We start from the raw sequence: 19,665 nt of genomic DNA, 5'->3' as shown, positions 1-19,665 counted from the left end.
CCCGCTCGCCGGCAGCCCCCCGGGGGCGCGCTAGCCCGGCGCGCCGGGCGGGATGAACGGCAGGTGCGGTGGCGGGCCGGACTCGATCAGCCGCCACAGGGCGACGGTGTCGAGGTGCTCCTCGACCAGGTCGCCGAGGAGGTCCAGGGTCCGCTCGCGGGCGGCGGCGAACTCGGTGTCCGGGGCAACCTTGAAGCCGGTCCGCCCGGCCAGCCGGGCGACCTCGGTCAGGAACCGGCGGCGGAAGCCGTCGGACTCGAAGGCGCCGTGCCAGTGCGTGCCGTGCACCGCGCCGAGCCGCGCGCCCTCGCCGGTGCCGTCGGCGTGGCGGAGCAGCGGCGGCAGGCCGGGGTCGGCGGTGGAGACGTACCCGTGGTGGATCTCGTAGCCGTGGACCGGGACGTCGCCGTCGGCGGTGCCGGCGGCGCGGCGGACCGTCTTGCGCGGATCGAAGGTGATCTCGACGGGCAGCAGCCCCAGCCCGGGAACGCTGCCCTGCCGGCTCTCCACCGGATCATGGATCGCCCGGGCCAGCATCTGGAACCCGCCGCAGATGCCGAGCAGCGGCCGGCCGGCGGCGGCGTGCGCCGACACGGCGTCGGCCAGACCGGTCTCCCGCAGCCACGCCAGGTCGGCCACGGTCGACTTGGAACCGGGGAGCACGACCAGGTCGGCGGCGGCCAGTTCGGCCGGCTCGACGGTCAGCCGCACCCGGACGCCCGGCTCGGTGGCGAGCGCCTCGACGTCGGTGGCGTTGCTGATCCGGGGCAGCCGGACGACGGCGACGTCGAGCCAGTCGGTGCCGCGCGGGGCCGCCGGGCGACCGAGCACCCGGCCGTAGGCGAGCGAGTCCTCGGCGTCCAGCCAGAGGTCCAGTTCCCACGGCAGCACCCCGTACGTGGGGCGGCCGGTGACCCGGTGCAGCATGTCCAGCCCGGGCCGGAGCAGCCCGAGGTCGCCCCGGAACTTGTTGATCACAAAGCCGGCGACCAGGGCCTGGTCGGCCGGGTCGAGCAGGGCCACGGTGCCGAACATCGAGGCGAACACGCCACCCCGGTCGATGTCGCCGACCACGATGGTGGGCAGGTTGGCGTGCCGGGCCAGCCCCATGTTCACGTAGTCCCCGGCCCGCAGGTTGATCTCGGCCGGGCTGCCGGCCCCCTCGCAGATCACCACGTCGTACGCGGCCCGCAGCTCGGCCAGCGCCTGGTACGCGGTCTCGGCCAGCCGGGGCCGCAGCTCCCGGAAGTTGCCCGCGGTGACGGTGTCGACCGCCTCGCCGAGCAGCACCACCTGACTGGCGTGGTCGCTGCCCGGCTTGAGCAGCACCGGATTGAATCGCAGGTCCGGGGCGAGCCCGCAGGCGGCGGCCTGCATCGCCTGGGCCCGGCCGAGCTCGCCGCCGCGCCCGTCCGGGCCGACCACCACGGCCGAGTTGTTGGACATGTTCTGCGCCTTGAACGGCGCGACGCGGACCCCTCGGCGGCGCAGCCACCGGCAGATGCCGGCGGTGAGCACGCTCTTGCCGGCGTCGGAGGTGGTGCCGGCGACCAGCAGCCCGCCGCTCATCGCCCGGCCCCCGACCGCGCCGTGCTCGCCAGCGCAGACGTCGCCGCCGAGGCCCGGCCGAGCGCCGCGTCGACCTCACCTGCCCGCCGGGGACCGGCGGCGACCCGGCGCAGCCCGCCCAGGGCCGACCGACCGGCCGCCCCGACCAGCCGGCCCACCGTCACCGGGTACGCCGCGGCGAGCCCGAGCGCGGCCAGGCCGACCGCGCCGGAGATCCGGGCCGCCCGCTTCAGGTGCCGCGCCTCCGGCCGGGGCCCGTCCCCGAGGAACGGCCGGGTCTCGGAACGCCCGAAGTAGACGTTGCGCCCGCCGAGCCGGACGCCGAGCGCCCCGGCCATCGCCGCCTCGCACTGCCCGGCGTTGGGGCTCGGGTGGTCGCTGCGGTCCCGCCGGAAGACCCGCCAGGCCGCCCGGCGGTCACCGTGCGCGGTGGGCGCCACGGCGACGGTGAGCAGCCCGGTCAGCCGGGCCGGGACCAGGTTGAGCAGGTCGTCCAGCCGGGCGGCCGGAGTGCCGAACCGGGCGTAGCGGGGCGAGCGGTGGCCGACCATCGCGTCGAGGGTGTTCGCCGCGCGGTAGCCGAGCAGGCCGGGGAGCCCGGCGACCGCACCCCAGACCAGCGGTGCGACGACCGCGTCGGAGGTGTTCTCGGCGACCGACTCGACGGTGGCCCGGGCCAGTTCCGGCTCGTCCAGCGCCGACGGATCGCGGCCGCAGAGGTGGTTGAGCCGGCGGCGCGCGGCGGGCAGGTCACCGGCGCCCAGCGACCGGGCCATCGCCCGGGACTCGTGCCGCAGGGTGCGGCCGCCCAGCACCGTCCAGGTGCCCGCGGCCACCAGCGCGGCGCGGGCCAGCGGCCGACGCCGGGTGGCGAGGGTGCCGGCCACCCCGAGCAGCACCGGGGCGCCGACGGCGAGCGCGGTGAACGCCGCCCCCGCCGCCCGCTCCGGCCGGTAGATCCGCTGCTCCAGGGCGCCGGCGGCCCGGCCGAAGCCGGCCACCGGATGCCACCGGCGGGGATCGCCGAGCAGCGAGTCCAGGGCGTAGCCCGCCACCAGTCCCGCCGCGGTCGCCATGGCGGTCGCCTGCCGCACCCGTCACCACCTCCGGCCGGCCAGCCTAGGCCATGCCGTACGGCGGGGTGGCCACGTCGGCGTCGCCACCCCGCTCCCCCGTTGCACGATCCGCCTGGGCTCAGGCGGGCACGGCTGCCCGCCGCCCGCCCCGCCGGCCCCGACCGGTCGGGGTGACCCCGTCGGCGTCGCCGGCCGGCGTCGGCTCGCCGGCCTCGTCGGGTTCGGCGGTCACCTCGCCGTCCTCCTCGTCACCGTCCCCGTCGCCCAGGTCGTCGAACGGGTCGGCCGCCTCGTCGAACTCACCCGTCGGCGACCCGTCCGGGTCGTCGGCGAGCCCGTGCCCGGCGCGTGGCGCGGCGAACTCCAGCGCCTCGAACTCGTCGTCGAACGGGCGGTCGTCGAGCGAGGCCGGCGCGTGCGCGTCCGGCACCGGCTCGGTCGCCTCGCCGTGCACCCGGCGCTCCGCCTCGGCGTCCTCGACGATGCTGGTCGCCATGCCGGGACGGTTGCGCAGGAAGCGGCCGCGCCCCCGGGACAGGTCGTGCCCGACCGCGACCGCCTCCAGCTCGTAGAGGGTGCGGTGGTTGCCGGCGTCGTCGGTCCAGTCGCGGGTGTAGAGGCGGCCCGCGACGACCACCGGGTCGCCGACCATCACCGAGGCGGCCACCCCCTCGGCCAGCTTCCGCCAGCAGTTCACCCGGACGCGCAGGCTGTTGCCGTCGACCCAGCGGCCGGAGTCCCGGTCGAGCCGGCGGGCGGTGGAGGCGACCTTGAAGTTGGCCACCAGGGTGTTGCTCTGCGTGGTACGGCGCCACTCCGGCGCGGTCAGCACATTGCCGACGACGGTGACGTACGTATCGAACATCGCCCCTCCCAGGGAGACTCGGCTTGTCGGGCCGAGCCTCGACCGGCAGCGGCCCCGCCACCAGCCGCGCCGGCACGGGCTGTGGACGGCGGGGCGACCTGTGGACAACGACCTGATCAAGGTCCCGTCTGCTAGGTACCAACGGCCCCTGCGCCGCCGACCTGCGTCGCAGCACGATCGAGAGGGGCGGCGGTGGAGCGGTTTCCGGACCCGCGTCGACCGGGTATGGCGTTGATCAACCGAGAGAAAGGGAGCGACGATGCTTCTCCGAGACGTCTGCGAGGCCCCTCGATGAGTGCCGTGGCGAACCCCGCGACCGTGGCCGAGTGCCTGCGGGTCGGCGCCGGGTTCTCCCAGGGCGACCGGAACTGGATCGCGGAGCAGTTCGCCACCCTGGACGCCCGGCTGGCCGGGTTCCACGCCGACGCCACCGAGCTGGAGGTGTCGGTGAAGGACCGCGCGGCCCGGGGCCAGAAGGTGACCCTGGAGTGCTGGATCGCGGGCCGGCAGAAGATCGTCACCACCTCCGCCGAGGAGGACCTGCACGCCGCGCTGAACGACGTCCGGGACGACCTGCGCCGCCGGCTCAACGACGCGAAGACCCGGCAGGAGCCGCGACACAACAAGCACGTCCGGGAGCCGGCCCGGCCGGGCGCGGCTCCGGTGGCGGACGGCGACGCCGACCTCAGCCCGGCCGACGCCGAGACCGCCTGACCGGACCAACGCTCCGACCACCGGTGGTGATCTACGCCGCGGTGCGGCATGTCGGGGTGTCCGGAGACGGCACACCCCGACATGCCGCATGCGGAGGAGGGCAGACCCGCAGGGGCTACCGCCCGGTAGCGTGGCGGCGTACCGTCGCGGTCGTGGAACCCGACGTGCTGGGACCGCCGTACGAGCGGCAGACCATCGACCTGGGCACCGACGACGAGGGTCCGGTCGTCGCGACCCTGGTCCGCCGCCGGGCCGAACGCCCGACCGGCCGGGCCGTGCTCTACGTGCACGGCTTCGTCGACTACTTCTTCCAGACCCACGTCGCCGACTTCTTCGCCGAGCGGGGCTGGGACTTCTACGCGCTCGACCTGCGCAAGTACGGCCGCAGCCTGCAACCGCACCAGACCCCGAACTTCTGCCGCGACCTCAGCGAGTACTTCCCGGAGCTGGACGCCGCCGCGAAGATCATCCGCGAGGACGAGGGCCACGACACCCTGCTCGCCATGGGCCACTCCACCGGCGGCCTGATCATCTCGCTCTGGGCGCACGCCCGCCGCGCGGCCGGCCTGGTCGACGGGATCGTCCTCAACAGCCCCTTCTTCGACATCAACGCGCCCTGGCTGGTCCGTCGACCCCTCGCGGCCGCCGTCTCCCGGCTGGGCCGCCGGGCGCCGCAGCGCATCCTCCCGTTCGGGCTCGGCACCGTGTACGGCGAGAGCCTGCACGCCGACCACCGCGGCGAATGGCGGTACGACCTGGCCTGGAAGCCGCTCGCCGGGTTCCCGGTGCGGGCCGGCTGGATCAACGCGATCCGGACCGGCCAGCGGCAGCTCCGGGCCGGCCTGGACATCCAGGTGCCGGTGCTGCTCGCCTGCTCCACCCGCAGCTACCGGGGCACGAAGTGGCACGAGTCGGCCACCCTCGCCGACGCGGTGCTGGACGTGGAGCACATGGTCCGCTGGGCACCCCGGCTCGGTCCGCACGTCACCCTGGCCCGCTTCGACGGTGGCCTGCACGACCTCACGCTCTCCGGCCCCGCCGTACGCGAGAAGGTCTTCGCGGAGGTCGGACGGTGGGCGGAGGGGTTCCTCGGGGCCGGGCCGACCGACCCGGAGCCCACCGGTCCGCCGGCGGCGCGCCGGCCGGTCGAGGACCGGGCCGGCGCGAACGCCGAGGGCTGAGCCGGCCGGTCAGCGGAAGCCGGCGGTGGCCTCGGCGAGGGCCGAGCGGATCCGGTCGAACGTCGCCACCGGGTGACCACCGTCCTCGGCCGGCAGCACCAGGCCGAGGCAGTGCAGCGCCAGCTCGCCGTCCGGGCCGGTCTCGACGCCGAACACCGGCGCGCCGACGTACCCGGCCGGCAGCTCGGTGGTGATCCGCGGCACGTCGCCGTCCCGGACGACCCGCTCGATCACCGCCTCCAGCGGCCGCGAGCCGTCGTCCGCGACGCCGAGCGCCAGCACGAACGCCGAGCCCGGCGCCGCGCCGATCCGGGCGACGGCGTCAACGCCCGCGGCCACCGCGTCGGTCACCTGCTGGGTACGCCAGCGCCAGCCCCGGTCCTCGGCGTACCCGTGCAGCCCGCCGGTGGGCATCGCGGCCAGCCCCACCGCCGGCACGTGCAGCCACTGGTCGGCGAAGTCCGGCAGCGTGATCGGCTCGGACGCCGCGTCGGCCGGCTCGGTGACGCTGGGCCGCAGACCGATCTCCCCGTACGCCGCCCGGGTGGCCACGTCCGCGGTGAGCAGCCACTCGTGCACCACCTCCCCGTCGTCGGTGGCACCGACCAGCTCGGTGTAGAAGAAGGCGGTGCCGAAGCCCTCGCCGGCCCCGCCCGGCCGGTCGGACCGGCTGACGGGCACGATGGCGCGCCCGAGCAGCTGGCACAGCTCGTAGACGATCTCGTTCTCGGTTTCCTGGTCGAGCAGCACGACGCCGAGGGTACGGAACCGGACACCGTCGCCGGCCCGGACCCGCGTATCCCGGATGTCGGCAGAGGGTGGCTCATGGCACCCTGATCACCGACGTGGCCACGACCACCCGTTCCCCCGGCGAGCCCCGGCACGGCGGTACCCTCTTGGCGCGACACGTCGCCGCGCGCCCGTAGCTCAGCGGATAGAGCAGGGGACTTCTAATCCCAAGGCCGCAGGTTCGAATCCTGCCGGGCGCACCAGCATCGCTCCTGGTCAACGGCTTGTCGCTCCCGGTCCAGCCGATCACCACGGCCCCCGTACAGCCGTGTCGGCCAAGTCAGCCAAGAGCTCCTTCGCGGCCTCCACGGCCGCCCGCTCGATCTCTGGCAGGACGTGGCCGCGGCGTGAAGAAGCGGATGATGTCGTCGGCTGCGGTGGGGGACAGCATCATTGCCTGGACTCGTGTGGACATTTCGGCGATCGGGTGGATTCTGGTGAACATCGCCTCCTCGTACGTCCGGATCGCCGAGTCGGGGTCGGCGGGGTTGGTGGCGAGTTCGGCGGCGAGTTCGGCGGCGTCGAGCATGGCCTGGTTGGCGCCCTCGCCGACCGGCGGCATGAGGTGCGCGGCGTCGCCGATGAGGGTGATGCCCGGCTGGTGGGTCCAGCGTGTACCGGTGGGCATCGCCTCGATCCTGCGTGGGGTCGGCGGGCTGTCGCCGGCTTCGATGAGTGCGGTGAGGCTGGGGTCCCAGCCATCGAAGATGTCCAGCAGAGCGCGCTTGCTGCGGTAGGTGTCCAGGTGGCGATCGTCCGCGGGTAGGGAGATCCCGACGCGGATGCTGCCGTCGCCGAGGCGTTGCGCTGCCAGGATCTGGCTCACGCCGATGCACCAGAGGTTTCCGGGGCCGACCAGCTCGGCGAGATCCGGGTGGCGCCGGTCGGCGTCGCTGATGCCGAGCTCCACCAAGGTGGCCACGGAGGACAGTGTCGCCTCGGTCAGCAGCGGTCGGACGACCGAGCGTGCGCCGTCCGCGCCGATGAGGACGTCGCAGTCGGCGCGGTGGCCGCCATCGAACGTCAGCCCGAAGCCTCCGTCGGGTCGTGGCGTCGCCGAGACGAGCCGGTGCTGCCAGGCCACCGCGTCGGCGGGGAGCGAATCGAGCAGAAGGTCACGCAGTGCGCTGCGGTCGATCTCGGGGCGTCCGGAGAATGAGCCGGGTTGTGGCTTGTGGTGCACGAGGGTGCGTCCGGCCGGGTCGAGGATGCGATGTTCCTCGCCCTCCGGCCGTGCCTCGGACCGGAATCGGCCGGCGAGACCCGCCGCGGCCAGGGCCCGTTGCCCGGACTCCGGGTGCAGGTCGAGCGAGCCGCCCTGTAATCGCGCCGATCGGCTTGCCTCGCGTTCGTACACCACCGCGCCGATCCCCTGCCGGTCCAGGATTCGGGCCAGCGTCAGGCCGCCGAGGCCACCACCGGCGATCGCAATTCGCATCATCATCTCCGTTACCGTACGCTGTACCTCATGGATACGCCGTACGGTAGCGCACCGTTGCCCGTCTGGGAACGGCCCGAGCCCCAGCCGCGGGCGGCGCCGGTGCCGCTGAGCCGCGCGAAGATCGCCGCCACGGCGATCCGGATCGCCGACGCACACGGCCTCGACGGGCTGTCGGTACGCAAGATCGCCAAAGAGCTCGGTGTCGGTCCGATGCGGCTCTACGACTACGTGATCAACAGGTCCGAACTGCTCGATCTGATGGTCGACGCCGTGTACGCGCAGATCGCCGAGGCCGGCCAGCACTCCGAGTGGCGCGCCACGGTACTGGCCATCGTTCACCGGACCCGCGAAGCCGCTCTTGATCATGAGTGGTTCGTCGACCTGCTCGGCGCAAGGCCACACTTGGGACCTCACGCGCTCGCCGTGGGCGAATCGACCGCGGCGGCGCTCAGCCAGGCCCCTGGCGTGCGCGGTATCGACGATCTCCAGCGGGCCTTGGGCGCCCTCAACGCGTTCATCGTCGGAGCACTCCGCAGGGAGATCACCGAGCGCCGCACCGCCCGTTCAACCGGCACCGACGTGTCCGCTTGGCAGGCCGCCCTCGGGCCCTACCTGACACGCATGCTCGAGACAGGCCGCTACCCCACCGTCGCCCGGCTCGTCATCGACGGCGCCCACCTCAACGCCGAGGAAACCTTCCACCACAACCTGATCACCATCCTGGACGGCATCACCAGCCGTCCCCACACGTGACCTACCGCTCGCAGGCCAGTACACACCGATACACCTCGATCAGACACCCGGATCTGCCGCGTCCGGCCGGCATCGGCCGGGCCGGCCGGTCACGCATGGGGGACGACAAGACCGTGAAGGCCTCGGGGCTCCTGATCGATGTCGCGGCTATCGCGGTGGGTACGCATCGGCGCTTTGTCCACAGTGAAACCGTTATCGGTGGCACGGGCTGCTCGGCCGTGTTCATATCGGCGGGAGCGGCCGGCTACCGGAACCGGTCGGCGAGCTCGGTCAGCTTGGCCACGTACGCCGGCCAGTCGTAGTCATCGGGGACGTTGGTGTTCTCCCGCTGCCAGCCGACCGCCCGGTCGTGCTGCTCCCGCATGATGTCGGCATGGCCTGCGTGACGGGCCAGGTCATAGATGACGTGCACGATGATCCGTTGCAGAGTCACGTCCTGGCTGCCTGGCCGCCACCACGGCACCCGCCCCGGGGCGTCGAGCGGCAGCTGCTCGATCGTCTGGTCCGCGAAGGCCCCGACCCGACGGTAGAGGTCGATCAGCCCGTCTTTCGTCTCGTCCTCCCGCGCATACCAGTCTGCTTGAGGGTCCTTCTCGTACGCCTCCATCGGGACCAGCTCCTCGGGCGTCGGGAACTCGCGGCCGAAGGTGGCACCGAAGTAGCCAGCTTCGACATTGAGGCAGTGCTTGAGAACTCCCAACAGGTTGTTGCCGGTCGAGGTGCGAGGCAATCTGGCATCGCGTTCACCAAGTCCGTCGAGCTTCCAGATCAGGTCCTCGCGCGTTGCCTGAAGGTAGTGGTGCAGCACGGTCTTCGGGTCGCCCATGTCAGCCATGCCCGCCAGTCTGCCCCCTGCGACCGAGCCGTTCAGCCAAATGATCATCACGGGACCAGTCACCGGGGGCGCCACGCCCCCTGGTCAGCGCCGGGCTGGTTGGAACAGTTCGATCAGGTTGCCGGCGGGGTCGGCCAGCAGGATCTGCCGCCCGCCGGGGCCGGAGACCGCCTCGCTGCGGAACGGCAGTCCGGCGGCCCGGTGCCGGTCGATCTCGGCGTCCAGATCGTCGACGACGAGGTGGATGCGGTTGCGGCCGGGAGTCGCGGCGTCCTCGGGTGTGGCTCGGGCACCGGAACTGGCCGGCCCGGACAGCAGCAGCCGCAGCGGGCCGCGGACCACGTCGGCGAAGGCGTTTCCGGCCTGGGTGCTCAGCTGAAAGCCCAGGTGCGTGGTGTAGAAGTCGACGGCTGCCTGGACGTCGTCCACCAGGTAGCGGACGCTGGCGTACTCGTTGGATCCAGTCATGGCTCAACCTCCTTGACTCGTGATTCGGTGGGTGGCGATGACGGGTAGCAGGTGGCGGATGCGGGTGTCGATCTCGGCCGTGGTGCGGGCGAAGGCCGAGTAGCCGGCCTGGTCGCGGTCGCCGGCCGAGGCGGGGTCGGGGATGCTCCAGTGCATCCGGCGCGCCTGGCCCCCGAACTCGGGGCAGACCTCGCGGGCCTTGTCGCAGAGGGTGATCACGTAGTCGAACCGGCGGCCGGTGAGGGAGTCCAGGTGGCGGGGGCGCTGGCCGGCGAGGTCGATGCCGTACCGGTCGCGCAGCACCCGCACGCCGTGAGGGTGCAGCTCCGGCCGGGGGCGGCTGCCGGCGCTGGTGACCACCACAGTTCCGGCGGTGTGGTGGCGCAACAGGGCTTCGGCGATCGGTGAGCGGGCGCTGTTGCCCGTGCAGACGAACAGCACGGCGCGGCGGGGTGACCGCCGCTGGTGGAGCGGCGGGGCCGGCGAGGCGCCATCCGCGCGCAGGGCCGGATGCAGGGCGGGACCGGTGCCGGCCAGCGCTTCGGCACAGCGGTCCAGGTCCAGGTGGTAGTAGCTGTCGCGGCCGTCGAAGCTGCTCCGCGTGGCGGTGACCAGGCCGCCGTCACGTAGCAGCCGCAGGTGGTAGGAGACGAGGTTCTGCGGCTGGCCGATCAGCGCGACCAGCTCGCGGACCCGCAGGTCACTGCGAGCGAGCTCGGTCAGCAGCCGCCACCGCAGCGGGTGTGCGGCCAGGCGCAGGAACGCCGGAACGTCCTGACTCGAAGCGGCCATGAACCGTACAATACATCAAACGCATTTGATTGGTATGCCGTCCGGCGGCGCTCATCGGAATCGGGAATCCGGTTCGCCGGCCGACTGAGGACGCGGCGCAGCCGAAGGGGCTGGCGAGTCGACCGGCGGCCGGCAAAAACCGGTGGGCCGGCCGGCCGGGCGGCGGTGATGATCGCCGGATGGAGACCCTGCTCAACCGGCTCGACGGGATCGAGCGCGCCGAGACGGTGGCCGGTGTGCCGCTGGTCAGCGGGACCTTCCCGGCGGGTGAACACGACCGGGTCTGGCGGACGCTGCGGGCCGAGCAGTCCCGTACGGGGCTGTGGCCGGTGCTGGGCTGGACGGCGGGCAGCGCGGCCGAGGGGACGTACAACTGGTGTCGCCGGCACCAGGGGCCCGCCTGGCTGGCCGCGCTGCGCGAGGTCGACCCGGCGGAGCGGATGGCGCTGATCGTCCGGTCCAAGCTGGAGTGGACGCTCGGCGGGGGCGATCCCGCCGACCCGCAGGTGGCGCAGTGGCAGGAGGAGGACCGGGCGGCGTTCGACCCGGTGCGGCTCGCCGCGATGCTCGGCCCGCTCACCGGGATCCCGCCCGGGATCCGCCGCCAGACCAGCTCGTACCCGCCCACGGAGGTGCTGCTGGTGCCGGCGGCGGCCGGGCACGAGGTGCTCGCCCTGGTGCCGGGACTCATGGCGATCATGAACAACTGGAACGGCGGCCCCTCGTACCCCGACCTGCGTTACGCCGACCACGTCTTCGTGCTGCGGCACTGGGAGCGGGCCTGGGGCGCGGACCTGTACCACCCGGGCTTCGTCGACCTGGAGCTGGCGGTCACCCGGCCGCCGCGCGACCCGGTCGCGATCGCCACCTGCGCGATCGAGCAGTTTTCCTACTGCGACGACCTGTCCCAGATCCTCGGGGAGGTGGACGACGTCGCCCGCCGGCAGGCGCCCGCCGACCACTGGTCGTTCTGGTGGGACTGACCGCCGCCCGGGTGCAACCTTCCTGTCGGCCAGCTCCGACAAAGAGACGACCAGAGCCCAACGTCCACGCCGGCTGACCAGAGGGAGCACGATGCGGCCCGACCTCGAAAGGGAGTACGTCGAGTACGTGACGGCGCGGTTACCCCGCCTGCACCGCACGGCGTACCTGCTCTGCGCCGACGCCTTCCAGGCGGACGACATCGTCCAGGCGACGCTCACCGCGCTCTACGTGAACTGGAAGCGGGCCGCCGGCGCCGACAATCTCGACGGGTACGTGCACCGCATCCTGGTGCGGCGCTACCTCGACGAGCGGCGGCGCGGGTGGTCCAGGGTGCTGCTCGGCGACCGCCTGCCGGAACTGCCCGCCCCCGCGGACCACGTGGTCGAGGAGCGGGACGCGCTGGTGACGGCGTTGCGGGCGCTGCCCAGGGGCCAGCGGGCCGTCGTGGTGCTGCGCTACTTCGGTGACCTGTCGGTCGAGGCGACCGCCGAGGCCCTGGGGTGCTCGGCGGGCAACGTCAAGAGCCAGTGCTCGCGCGGGCTCGCCGCGCTGCGCGAGGTGCTCGACGCCGGGCGTCCGGTCACGATCGCACAGGGAGGGAGGGCCCGGTCATGAACGAGGAACAGGAACTGCGGGACCGGCTGCGCGCGGTCGACGTGCCGGCCAGCCGGATCGAGATCGACGCACTGGTCCGCGCCGGCCGCCGGCGCGCCTTTCGCCGCCGCTCGGTACAGGGGGCCGGAGGCGTGGCGCTGGCGACAGCCGTGCTGCTGGCGGTGCCGTCGATCGTGACCACCGCGGGAGCGCAACCGGGCGCGGCCCCGGCCAGCGGCTCAGCGGCATCGACCGGCACCGCAAACGCGTCGGCGACGGCGACCGCCTCAGCGACAGCGACGGCGACGGCGACGACCGGTCCGTGCCCGGCGACCGAACTGCCCGTGCCGTCCGGGATGACGGACGTCACGGCGGGCGGGGTGGATCCGACCGGGCGGTACGTGGTCGGCAACGACGTCGTCGGGCAGGACTTCCGCCCGGTGCTGTGGACCGACGGGAAGCCGCAGGCGTTGCCGGTGCCCGGCAAGTCGGTCCAGGTGACCGCGGTCAACGCCGGCGGGGTCGCGGTCGGCCTCGTGGAGGACGCGAAGCAGGAGTACGTCTTCCGCTACGAGAAGGGCGCGTACACGCGGCTGCGCACGCCCCCGGGGAACTGGCACGTCTACCCGACCCCGGCGATCAACTCGGCCGGCGACGTGGTCATCAACGCCGAGCCGCGCGGGAACTCGGGCGGCAAGGACAGCATCGTCCTGCTCTGGAAGGCGGGGTCGACGAAAGCGGTCAAGCTGCCGCTGCCCGACGGCGCCAACGCCTTCGACATCACCGATGACGGGACGATCGTCGGCGCGATGTACAAGGACGGCGTCGCGTACGCGGCGTACGCCTGGGACCAGCAGGGCAAGGGCCGGAAGCTGACGGCGCCGGCCGGCGAGACCGGCGCGGCCTACGCGGCACAGGGCGACTGGGCGACGGGCGGCCTGTGGCCGTCCCGGTCGGCGGCGCTGTGGAACCTACGGACCGGCGAGGTCACCCAGCTGACGACGGACGGTCCGGGCGACTCGGTCAACGCCTCCGGCTGGGTCGTCGCCAATGGCGCGGTGTGGCGCGACGGCGTCACGGTCGAACTCCAGACGTCCAGCGAGGAGACCAGCCTGGCGGCGGCCGTGTCCGACACCGGCCTGGTCGTGGGGCAGGGACGGACCACTGGCGGCGAGGAAGACCAGAACCGCGGACCGCGGGTGTGGCGGTGTTGACCCGACCGTGAGGGCGGCGCGGCCGGTGGCGGGACCGCCACCGGCCCCCGTCGCCATGCCTCACTCCCCGACGGTGCCGAACGCCGGCGTGCCGGCGCTGTCGTACGTCAGCATGGTGACCCCGCTGCCGGAGGTGCGGCTGCCGGTGAGCCGCAGGCCGGCCGGCACGACGCCGTCGGCGAACAGCCGCCGCCCGCGCCCGAGGACCACCGGGAAGAGCAGCAGGTGGTACGTGTCGACCAGCCCTTCGCGCATCAGCGACTGGGCCAGCGCGCCGCTGCCGTGCACCTGGAGTTCGCGGCCCGGGCGGTTCTTGAGTTCGGTGATCGCGGTGGCCAGGTCCCCGTCGAGGCGCTGCGAGCCCGACCAGGTCAGCTCGTCGGTGCGGTTGGTGGCGACGTACTTGGGCAGCCGGTTGAGCGGGTTGTCGGGGCCGCCCTCGGCCGGGTCGGTGACGTGCGGCCAGTACGCGGCCATGATGTCGTACGTTCGGCGGCCGAGCAGCAGGGCGTCGGCGCGGTCGAGGATCTCGCCCATCCACCCGCCGACCGTCTCGTCGAAGTGCGGCGGCAGCCAGCCACCCAGGTCGAAGCCGTCGCGGACGTCCTCGTCCCGCCCGCCAGGGGCCTGCATGACGCCGTCCAGGGTCAGGAACGTGGTGACGGTGAGTCGCATGGTGCTGCCTCCCTCGACTGGCCGGCCCTGCGCCGGCTCTCATCGTGCCGACGGCCGGAGGCCCTGCCATTCGACAGGCCCAGCCTCGAGATACATGTGACCTGGGCCACACCGCCGTCGCCGCCGGTGGATTCCGCCGGCCCGGATCCTGTCACCCCGGATGGATACGCTCCCGCCCATGGTGACCGAGACTGATCTCCGGTTGGCCGACGGCCGCGTCCTGCACGTCTACGACACCGGCGGCGCGGACCGGCTCGCCGTCTTCTGGCACCACGGCACACCCAACATCGGTGCGCCGCCCGCGCCCCTCTTCGCCGCCGCCGACCGGCTCGGCCTCCGCTGGGTCTCCCACGACCGCCCTGGCTACGGCGGCTCGACCCCGGTCCCCGGACGGGACATCGCCTCGGCCGCCACCGACGTCGCCGCGGTCGCCGACGCGCTGGGCATCGCGCGGTTCGCGGTGATGGGCCACTCCGGCGGCGGCCCGCACGCGCTGGCCTGCGGGGCGCTCCTGCCGGACCGGGTGGTCGCGGTGGTCAGCGGCGCCGGGCTGGCGCCGTACGATGCCGACGGGCTGGACTGGTTCGCCGGCATGGTGCCGTCCGGGGTGGCGTCGCTGCGCGCCGCCGTCGCGGGGCGGGCCGCCAAGGAGGCGTACGAGACCTCGGGCGTCGAGTACGACCCGGGTTTCACCCCGGCCGACCTGGCCGAGCTGCACGGTGACTGGTCCTGGTTCGACAGCGTCGTCGGCCCGGCGACGCAGGCCGGTCCGGGCGCGCTGATCGACGACGACCTGGCGTACGTCGCGCCGTGGGGGTTCCGGCCCGAGCGGGTCACACCACCGGTCCTGCTGCTGCACGGCGAACGCGACGGGATCGTGCCGGCGACCCACGGCGCCTGGCTGGCCGGGCACTGCCCCACCGCCGAACTGCGCCGCTACCCGGAGGACGGCCACATCTCGGTGCTGCGGCACGCCGGGGCGGCCCTGGAGTGGCTGCGCGAGCGCGTCGACGCGACGGCCGCCCGCTAGCGAAGGGAACTGGGATGGGGCGGCGGCCGGGGGGGGCCGGCCGCCGCCTCGCCGCGCCCTCGGGCGCGGATCGCGACGCCCTACGGAGAACCGGGGGGGGGGACGGTCGTCCAGGCGGGGCCGCGGGCCGACGCCGGGCGGGCGGGAGGGGGGGTGTGTGCCCGCCCGGCGTCGGAGGTCAGTTCGTCGGCCGGGCGGTCGGCTTGTTCCCGCCGGCCGGGGCGTCGGTCCGCTCGGTCTCGGTGGTGGTCGGCCGGGCGCTGGGCTTGCCCGTCGGGTGGCTCGGGGTGGCGGTCGCCCGGGCCGCCTGGCTCGGCTTGCCCTTCTCGGCGGCGAGCAGCGTGTCGCAGTACGCCGCCACCTTCTCCTGGTCACCGGCGGCGGTGATCAGCGCCCGGAAGGCCGGATTCTCCAACGCCTTGCCCGGGTTGTCGCCCGCACCGGCCTGGAAGGCGTGGCAGAGGCCGGCCAGGTTCGGCGAGGGCGAGCCCTTCGCGCCGGCAGGGCCCTTGCCCTGGTCAGCCGCGTCGGACGGCTTGCCCGTGGCGTGCGCCGACGGCTTCGCGCTCGGGTCGGTGAGCGGGTTCGGCAGGGTGCCGGTCGCGGCGGCGAGCGCGACCCCACCGGTGGCGGTCACGGCGAGGACCGCCGTACCGACCTTGAGGGTGAGCAGTTTCGCGAGGGCGAACTGGGACATCGAACGGCTCCGTTTGTGGGGTTGGCTGTCGGACGTGCCGCCCGGCGTGCCTCCGGATCAGCGCACCTTCCGGCGGTGGTGCCGGAAGGTGGGACGGACGCACCCGGCGGCCCGGGGACCGGCTGGGGGTGGCCGGCGACCGGCACGTACCGACGGCGCCGCTGAGTCATCAGTCGGTGACGCCGGAGGCGTGCTGGTCGAGAGTCCGGTGCGTTCATTCCGTGCCCCTCAGCGCCACCCTTGCGCCAGATGTCACACCGTCACTTTCCGGGCACCGCGGCCGGACGGACAGCGACGGCGCCGGCGGACCGTCGGGTCAGGGCGTACGCGGACCGATGCCGTCGGCGGGTGAGGGGGCCAGAAGCAGGCCGACCTGGTGCCCGATGAACCGGTACGCCACCTGCTTCGCCGCCCAGAGCAGGTACCCCCGGTCGGCCTCGGCTACCGGTCGCCCGTCGGCGTGCCCCACGCTGGTCAGCAGCAGCCAGCTCCCGGTCGTGGAACTCACCGTGACGGCGTCCCCCGGCACCCCGGTCCGGCCCACGCCGCGCCGCAGGCCGCCGCGCCGTTCCCGGGCCCACCGCTCGCTGGGGAAGAGCACGGCCGCCAGGTGCACCACGGCGTCACTGTCGTCGGTGGTGTAGCTGACCCGCACGGCCCGCACGCAGCCGTCCAGCAGGTCGTCGTCGGCGAGCACGCCGGCGCAGCCGCGCAGGTCCCTGCCGCCGGTCCGGGTCAGGGTGTCCCCCGCCGCGCGGAACGTCTTCTCCGGCATCGCCTCGGCGAGGGTCACCGGCACCGGCTCGGCCCGCGCCACCGCCACGGCGAGCGAGCCGAGCAGCGCCGCCACCACGAGCGCGGGGCCGGCGAGCTGACGGGCCGGCCGCCCGCCGTCGGCCGGGCGGCCGGCCATGACAAGGGCGGCGACCACGCTGAGCGCGACACCCACGCCGGCCCAGCGGAGCCCGCTGGCCATCGCCCCGCCGGCCGGTCCGGCGAGGATCTCCGCCGGCGACGAGCCCCTTCCGGGTACGTGCACCCAGGCCAGCAGCCCGAGCGCCAGCCCGACGAGCACGGCCGCGACCCGGGCCGGCCCGCTCAGCCGGGACCAGAGCCGGGCGGCGGCCGCCGCCCAGACTGCCGGCAGCGCGACGATCAGCCACCCCGCCACCGCCATCCCGGTGCCGGTGCAGCCGGTCAGCGCGCAGGCCTGCTCGTCCACCCGGGCCCGCAGTTCGTCCCCGGCCGCGACGCGCAGCACCAGGTAGCCGATGAGCCCGAGCGGGAGGAGCAGCGCGAGCGTACGGCCGCCGGTCCGGTCCGCACCGCCGTGCGGCCCGGTGCCGGGTCCGCGTACCGGATCGGGACGGTCCACCCCGGCGGACGGCGAACCGGCGTCCTCGGCCGGCCGGGCCACGAGTTCCGCCCGCGCCCGGGCCACCAGGTCCACCGGCCGGCCACGTCCGTCCCTGCTGCTCGCCATGTGCGCGAGGCTAGGGCAACCGCGCAGGTCCGCGGCGCCGGACGCCCGAGCCGGTGACATATGCTGCGCCCGCACGGGGGAGGTTCACATGCGACGGTGGCGGGCTCTCGGGGCGGCGGCCGCCCTGCTCACGGTGGCGCTGGCCGGCGGGTGCGGGGCGCCGGCCGGGTTGGACGGCGACCTGACCGACGACTGGCGGCCGGTGGGCGAGGTCGTGCAGTTCGCCCCGAAGGTGGGCGACTGCCACCTGAGGGTCGAGTCCGTCAGCTACCCGGCCACCTACCGCCCGGTGGACTGCCAGGCGCACGGCGGGACGGAGACCTTCCATCTGGGCACGTTCACCGGTCCGCTCGCCGACCGGCCCACTCCCCCGCCGGTCCGGTCCGCCGCGATCCGTCCCGCGTTCGCCGAGTGCGACGCCCGGGCCACGGCGTTCGTCGGTGGCGACTGGCGGGGCGCCCGCCTGACGGTCCGGGTGGTGCCGCCGTCGCCCGCCGGGTGGGCGGGTGGTGCCCGCTGGTTCCGTTGCGACCTGATGGCGGTGCCCACCGTGGAACCCCGCCTCTTCGGCGGCCGGTCCGCCGACTACTCGATGCCGTACCGCGGCAGCCTGCGGGACGCGCTCAAGGGACCGGCACCGCTGGCGTACGGCTGCCTGACCGTGGACAAGTGGGACGAGTTGCAGCAGACCTCCTGCACGAAGGCCCACCAGTTCGAGTACGTCGGTTCCTGGTCCGCGCCCGACGTCGGGTACGCCGACGCCGATCGGGACGCCAAGGCGATCCACGCCCGGTGCCGCACCCTCGTCGCCCGGTACGCCAAGGTGCCGGTCGACCGGATGCTGCCCTACCGCACCGGCACGCGGTTCCAGCTGCCGTCGGAGGAGGCGTGGGCCCGGGGCGACCGGGGCATCCGGTGCTTCTACTGGTCCAGCGGGAAGAAGGTGACCCGCTCGATCAAGGGCGGCGGCACGCGGGTGCTCCCGGTCGGCTGACCGTCGGCCGGCAGCGGCGCCAGCCCGAACGCGGTGAACACCGCCGGGTCCTGGAAGACCACGGTGCGGCTGATCCGCCCGCCGGAGACGGTGAACACCTGCACCGTGTGCGGCAGGTACGCGTCCCCGTCCCGCACGTACGCGGCCAGCGCGGGCTGCCCGTTCGCGGCGGTGGGCAGCATCCGCCAGTCCGTGCCGCGCAGCGCGAGGATCCGGGCGATGAACCGGCCGTAGCGCTCCCGGCCCACGTACCAGTTGAGCACCGGCGGCATCTCCAGCACGGCGTCGTCGGTGAGCAGCCGGGTCAGCGCGGCGATGTCGGCGCGCTGGAACGCCGTCACGTAGCGGTCGAGCAGCGCCCGCTGCTGCGGGTCGGCCGGCTCGGCGACCTGCTCCTCGCGGACGGCCACCGCGCCGAGCCGGGCACGGGCCCGTTGCAGGCCGCTGTTCACCGCCGCGGGGGTGGTGTCCAGGGCCTCGGCGATCTCGGCGGTCGACCAGTCGAGGGCCTCGCGCAGGATCAGGATGGCCCGCTGCCGGGGCGGCAGCAGCTGCATCGCGGCGACCAGCGCCAGCCGCAGGCTGCCCCGGGCGGCGACCACGGTGGCCGGGTCCAGCAGCGCGTCCGGCAGCGGCTGCAACCAGGGCACCTCGCCCACCACCATGGGTGCCTCGGGGTCCGGGTTGGGCGCCACGAAGTCCGACGGCAGCGGGCGGTGGGCGCGGCCGCGCAGCGCGGTGAGGCAGGCGTTGGTGGCGATCCGGTGCAGCCAGGTGCGCAGCGAGGCGCGGCGGTCGTCGTACCGGTCGAAGGCCCGCCAGGCCCGCAGCAGCGTCTCCTGCACCAGGTCCTCGGCCTCGTGCACCGAGCCGAGCATCCGGTAGCAGTGGGCCAGCAACTCCGGCCGGTACGGCCCGGTCCGCCGGTCGAAGTCCTCGCCGCCCATCGCCACGCTTCCGCTCCCTTCGCCGCGCTCCCTCCATACCTACCGGCCGGGTCCGCGAAATTCATCCGCGCGGGGCCGATGAGTTCGGCGCGGCCGCCGAGTAGGTACCGGCGAGACACCCGATCAGGAGGGAACCACCATGACCGACACCGCGACCATCGACACCCGCGCCGAGCGGGAGGTACGCGAGTTGCTGCACGACCTCGTCGCGGCCTGGGCGGCGGGCGACGCCGACGCCTTCGCCGACCGGTACGCCGACGACGCCACCGTGGTGCTCCCGGGCGGGGTGTTCCACCGGGGCCGGGCGGAGGTGCGCCGGTACATGGCCGGGGCGTTCGGCGGCCCGCTGAAGGGCTCGACCTCGGTCGACGAGCCGGAGTGCGTCCGGATCGTCGGCGGGGACACCGCGGTGGTGGTGAGCCGCAGCGGCTTCCTGTTGCCCGGCGAGGAGACGCTGCCCGCCGACCGGTGTCGCCGGGCGACCTGGGTGCTGTCCCGGGCCGACGACGGGTGGCGGGTCGAGGCGTACCACAACTGCCCGGCCTGACCGGCAAAGCGGCCGCC

Annotated in this window: 20 protein-coding genes, 1 tRNA gene and 1 pseudogene; 10 read left to right on the top strand and 12 right to left on the bottom strand. The window is 74.1% G+C overall.

Annotated elements, in window-relative coordinates:
- Nucleotides 1–30: 30 nt before the first annotated feature.
- The 3 genes and pseudogenes from ACGFI9_RS24145 to ACGFI9_RS24135 all read right to left on the bottom strand — a co-directional run bounded on the left by ACGFI9_RS24145 (nucleotide 31) and on the right by ACGFI9_RS24135 (nucleotide 3,510).
- On the bottom strand, nucleotides 31–1,569 hold the full coding sequence (locus ACGFI9_RS24145; protein WP_393181153.1) for a cobyric acid synthase: 1,539 nt from the start codon (nucleotides 1,567–1,569) through the stop codon (nucleotides 31–33).
- Between the two features lie 83 nt (nucleotides 1,570–1,652).
- A pseudogene (locus ACGFI9_RS24140) lies at nucleotides 1,653–2,645 on the bottom strand (cobalamin biosynthesis protein); the annotation flags it as partial.
- 118 nt (nucleotides 2,646–2,763) lie between these two features.
- Nucleotides 2,764–3,510, bottom strand: coding sequence for a single-stranded DNA-binding protein (locus ACGFI9_RS24135; protein WP_393181152.1), 747 nt, complete (start codon nucleotides 3,508–3,510; stop codon nucleotides 2,764–2,766).
- Nucleotides 3,511–3,801: 291 nt separating this feature from the next.
- On the opposite strand from ACGFI9_RS24135, the gene ACGFI9_RS24130 reads away from it, so the two are divergent.
- Complete coding sequence (locus ACGFI9_RS24130) at nucleotides 3,802–4,224, top strand: HPF/RaiA family ribosome-associated protein (RefSeq protein WP_393181150.1); 423 nt, start codon at nucleotides 3,802–3,804, stop codon at nucleotides 4,222–4,224.
- 152 nt (nucleotides 4,225–4,376) lie between these two features.
- Nucleotides 4,377–5,405, top strand: a complete 1,029-nt coding sequence (locus ACGFI9_RS24125) for an alpha/beta hydrolase (RefSeq protein WP_393181148.1) — start codon at nucleotides 4,377–4,379, stop codon at nucleotides 5,403–5,405.
- A gap of 9 nt (nucleotides 5,406–5,414) precedes the next feature.
- Here the strand turns inward: ACGFI9_RS24125 and ACGFI9_RS24120 are convergent, their stop codons facing one another.
- On the bottom strand, nucleotides 5,415–6,155 hold the full coding sequence (locus ACGFI9_RS24120) for a hypothetical protein (protein ID WP_393181147.1): 741 nt from the start codon (nucleotides 6,153–6,155) through the stop codon (nucleotides 5,415–5,417).
- Between the two features lie 166 nt (nucleotides 6,156–6,321).
- Between ACGFI9_RS24120 and ACGFI9_RS24115 the strand changes: the two genes are divergently transcribed.
- Nucleotides 6,322–6,397 (top strand) — tRNA-Arg (locus tag ACGFI9_RS24115).
- 77 nt (nucleotides 6,398–6,474) lie between these two features.
- Here ACGFI9_RS24115 and ACGFI9_RS24110 read toward each other — a convergent pair.
- Nucleotides 6,475–7,632, bottom strand: a complete 1,158-nt coding sequence (locus ACGFI9_RS24110; protein ID WP_393181267.1) for an FAD-dependent oxidoreductase — start codon at nucleotides 7,630–7,632, stop codon at nucleotides 6,475–6,477.
- Between the two features lie 30 nt (nucleotides 7,633–7,662).
- On the opposite strand from ACGFI9_RS24110, the gene ACGFI9_RS24105 reads away from it, so the two are divergent.
- A complete protein-coding gene (locus tag ACGFI9_RS24105; RefSeq protein ID WP_393181146.1) occupies nucleotides 7,663–8,388 on the top strand; it encodes a TetR/AcrR family transcriptional regulator in 726 nt (241 codons plus the stop codon).
- A 244-nt stretch (nucleotides 8,389–8,632) separates the two neighbouring features.
- Here the strand turns inward: ACGFI9_RS24105 and ACGFI9_RS24100 are convergent, their stop codons facing one another.
- From ACGFI9_RS24100 to ACGFI9_RS24090, 3 genes are all read right to left on the bottom strand, one after another.
- Entirely contained in the window at nucleotides 8,633–9,223 is a 591-nt protein-coding gene (locus ACGFI9_RS24100) for a DinB family protein (protein ID WP_393181144.1), read from the bottom strand.
- Between the two features lie 84 nt (nucleotides 9,224–9,307).
- Nucleotides 9,308–9,691 carry a VOC family protein gene (locus ACGFI9_RS24095; protein WP_393181142.1) on the bottom strand — a complete coding sequence of 128 codons (384 nt, stop codon included), beginning with the start codon at nucleotides 9,689–9,691 and terminating at the stop codon, nucleotides 9,308–9,310.
- Nucleotides 9,692–9,694: 3 nt separating this feature from the next.
- Nucleotides 9,695–10,483 carry an ArsR family transcriptional regulator gene (locus ACGFI9_RS24090; RefSeq protein WP_393181141.1) on the bottom strand — a complete coding sequence of 263 codons (789 nt, stop codon included), beginning with the start codon at nucleotides 10,481–10,483 and terminating at the stop codon, nucleotides 9,695–9,697.
- Nucleotides 10,484–10,662: 179 nt separating this feature from the next.
- On the opposite strand from ACGFI9_RS24090, the gene ACGFI9_RS24085 reads away from it, so the two are divergent.
- The 3 genes from ACGFI9_RS24085 (at nucleotide 10,663) to ACGFI9_RS24075 (ending at nucleotide 13,275) form a co-directional block, all read left to right on the top strand.
- A complete protein-coding gene (locus ACGFI9_RS24085) occupies nucleotides 10,663–11,466 on the top strand; it encodes a DUF4253 domain-containing protein (protein WP_393181139.1) in 804 nt (267 codons plus the stop codon).
- Nucleotides 11,467–11,557: 91 nt separating this feature from the next.
- On the top strand, nucleotides 11,558–12,082 hold the full coding sequence (locus tag ACGFI9_RS24080; RefSeq protein WP_393181137.1) for a SigE family RNA polymerase sigma factor: 525 nt from the start codon (nucleotides 11,558–11,560) through the stop codon (nucleotides 12,080–12,082).
- Nucleotides 12,079–13,275: a hypothetical protein gene (locus ACGFI9_RS24075; protein WP_393181135.1), complete on the top strand. Its 1,197-nt coding sequence runs from the start codon at nucleotides 12,079–12,081 to the stop codon at nucleotides 13,273–13,275. Before ACGFI9_RS24080 ends, ACGFI9_RS24075 begins: the two co-directional genes overlap by 4 nt.
- 60 nt (nucleotides 13,276–13,335) lie before the next feature.
- On the opposite strand, the gene ACGFI9_RS24070 is transcribed toward ACGFI9_RS24075, so the two are convergent.
- On the bottom strand, nucleotides 13,336–13,950 hold the full coding sequence (locus tag ACGFI9_RS24070) for a dihydrofolate reductase family protein (protein WP_393181133.1): 615 nt from the start codon (nucleotides 13,948–13,950) through the stop codon (nucleotides 13,336–13,338).
- A 178-nt stretch (nucleotides 13,951–14,128) separates the two neighbouring features.
- Between ACGFI9_RS24070 and ACGFI9_RS24065 the strand changes: the two genes are divergently transcribed.
- The gene (locus ACGFI9_RS24065) at nucleotides 14,129–14,980 is read left to right on the top strand and encodes an alpha/beta fold hydrolase (protein ID WP_393181131.1); all 852 of its coding nucleotides are present in this window, start codon (nucleotides 14,129–14,131) and stop codon (nucleotides 14,978–14,980) included.
- 178 nt (nucleotides 14,981–15,158) lie between these two features.
- On the opposite strand, the gene ACGFI9_RS24060 is transcribed toward ACGFI9_RS24065, so the two are convergent.
- Together ACGFI9_RS24060 and ACGFI9_RS24055 are read right to left on the bottom strand one after the other, a co-directional pair.
- Nucleotides 15,159–15,677, bottom strand: coding sequence for a hypothetical protein (locus tag ACGFI9_RS24060; protein ID WP_393181129.1), 519 nt, complete (start codon nucleotides 15,675–15,677; stop codon nucleotides 15,159–15,161).
- A gap of 316 nt (nucleotides 15,678–15,993) precedes the next feature.
- Nucleotides 15,994–17,160 (bottom strand): hypothetical protein, encoded by a 1,167-nt coding sequence (locus ACGFI9_RS24055; protein ID WP_393181128.1) that lies wholly within the window; start codon nucleotides 17,158–17,160, stop codon nucleotides 15,994–15,996.
- A gap of 88 nt (nucleotides 17,161–17,248) precedes the next feature.
- On the opposite strand from ACGFI9_RS24055, the gene ACGFI9_RS24050 reads away from it, so the two are divergent.
- Nucleotides 17,249–18,154, top strand: a complete 906-nt coding sequence (locus tag ACGFI9_RS24050; protein WP_393181126.1) for a septum formation family protein — start codon at nucleotides 17,249–17,251, stop codon at nucleotides 18,152–18,154.
- Here ACGFI9_RS24050 and ACGFI9_RS24045 read toward each other — a convergent pair.
- On the bottom strand, nucleotides 18,082–19,101 hold the full coding sequence (locus ACGFI9_RS24045) for a sigma-70 family RNA polymerase sigma factor (protein WP_393181265.1): 1,020 nt from the start codon (nucleotides 19,099–19,101) through the stop codon (nucleotides 18,082–18,084). The two genes, ACGFI9_RS24050 and ACGFI9_RS24045, sit on opposite strands and share 73 nt — an antisense overlap.
- Before the next feature lie 139 nt (nucleotides 19,102–19,240).
- Here ACGFI9_RS24045 and ACGFI9_RS24040 point away from each other — a divergent pair, with 139 nt between their 5' ends.
- Complete coding sequence (locus tag ACGFI9_RS24040; RefSeq protein WP_393181124.1) at nucleotides 19,241–19,648, top strand: SgcJ/EcaC family oxidoreductase; 408 nt, start codon at nucleotides 19,241–19,243, stop codon at nucleotides 19,646–19,648.
- Nucleotides 19,649–19,665 lie beyond the last annotated feature (17 nt).

The sequence above is a fragment of the Micromonospora sp. NPDC048930 genome, assembly GCF_043197935.1.
Taxonomy (GTDB): domain Bacteria; phylum Actinomycetota; class Actinomycetes; order Mycobacteriales; family Micromonosporaceae; genus Micromonospora.
Note: the sequence above shows the minus strand (reverse complement) of the source record. Positions and strands in the feature narration are given on the sequence as shown.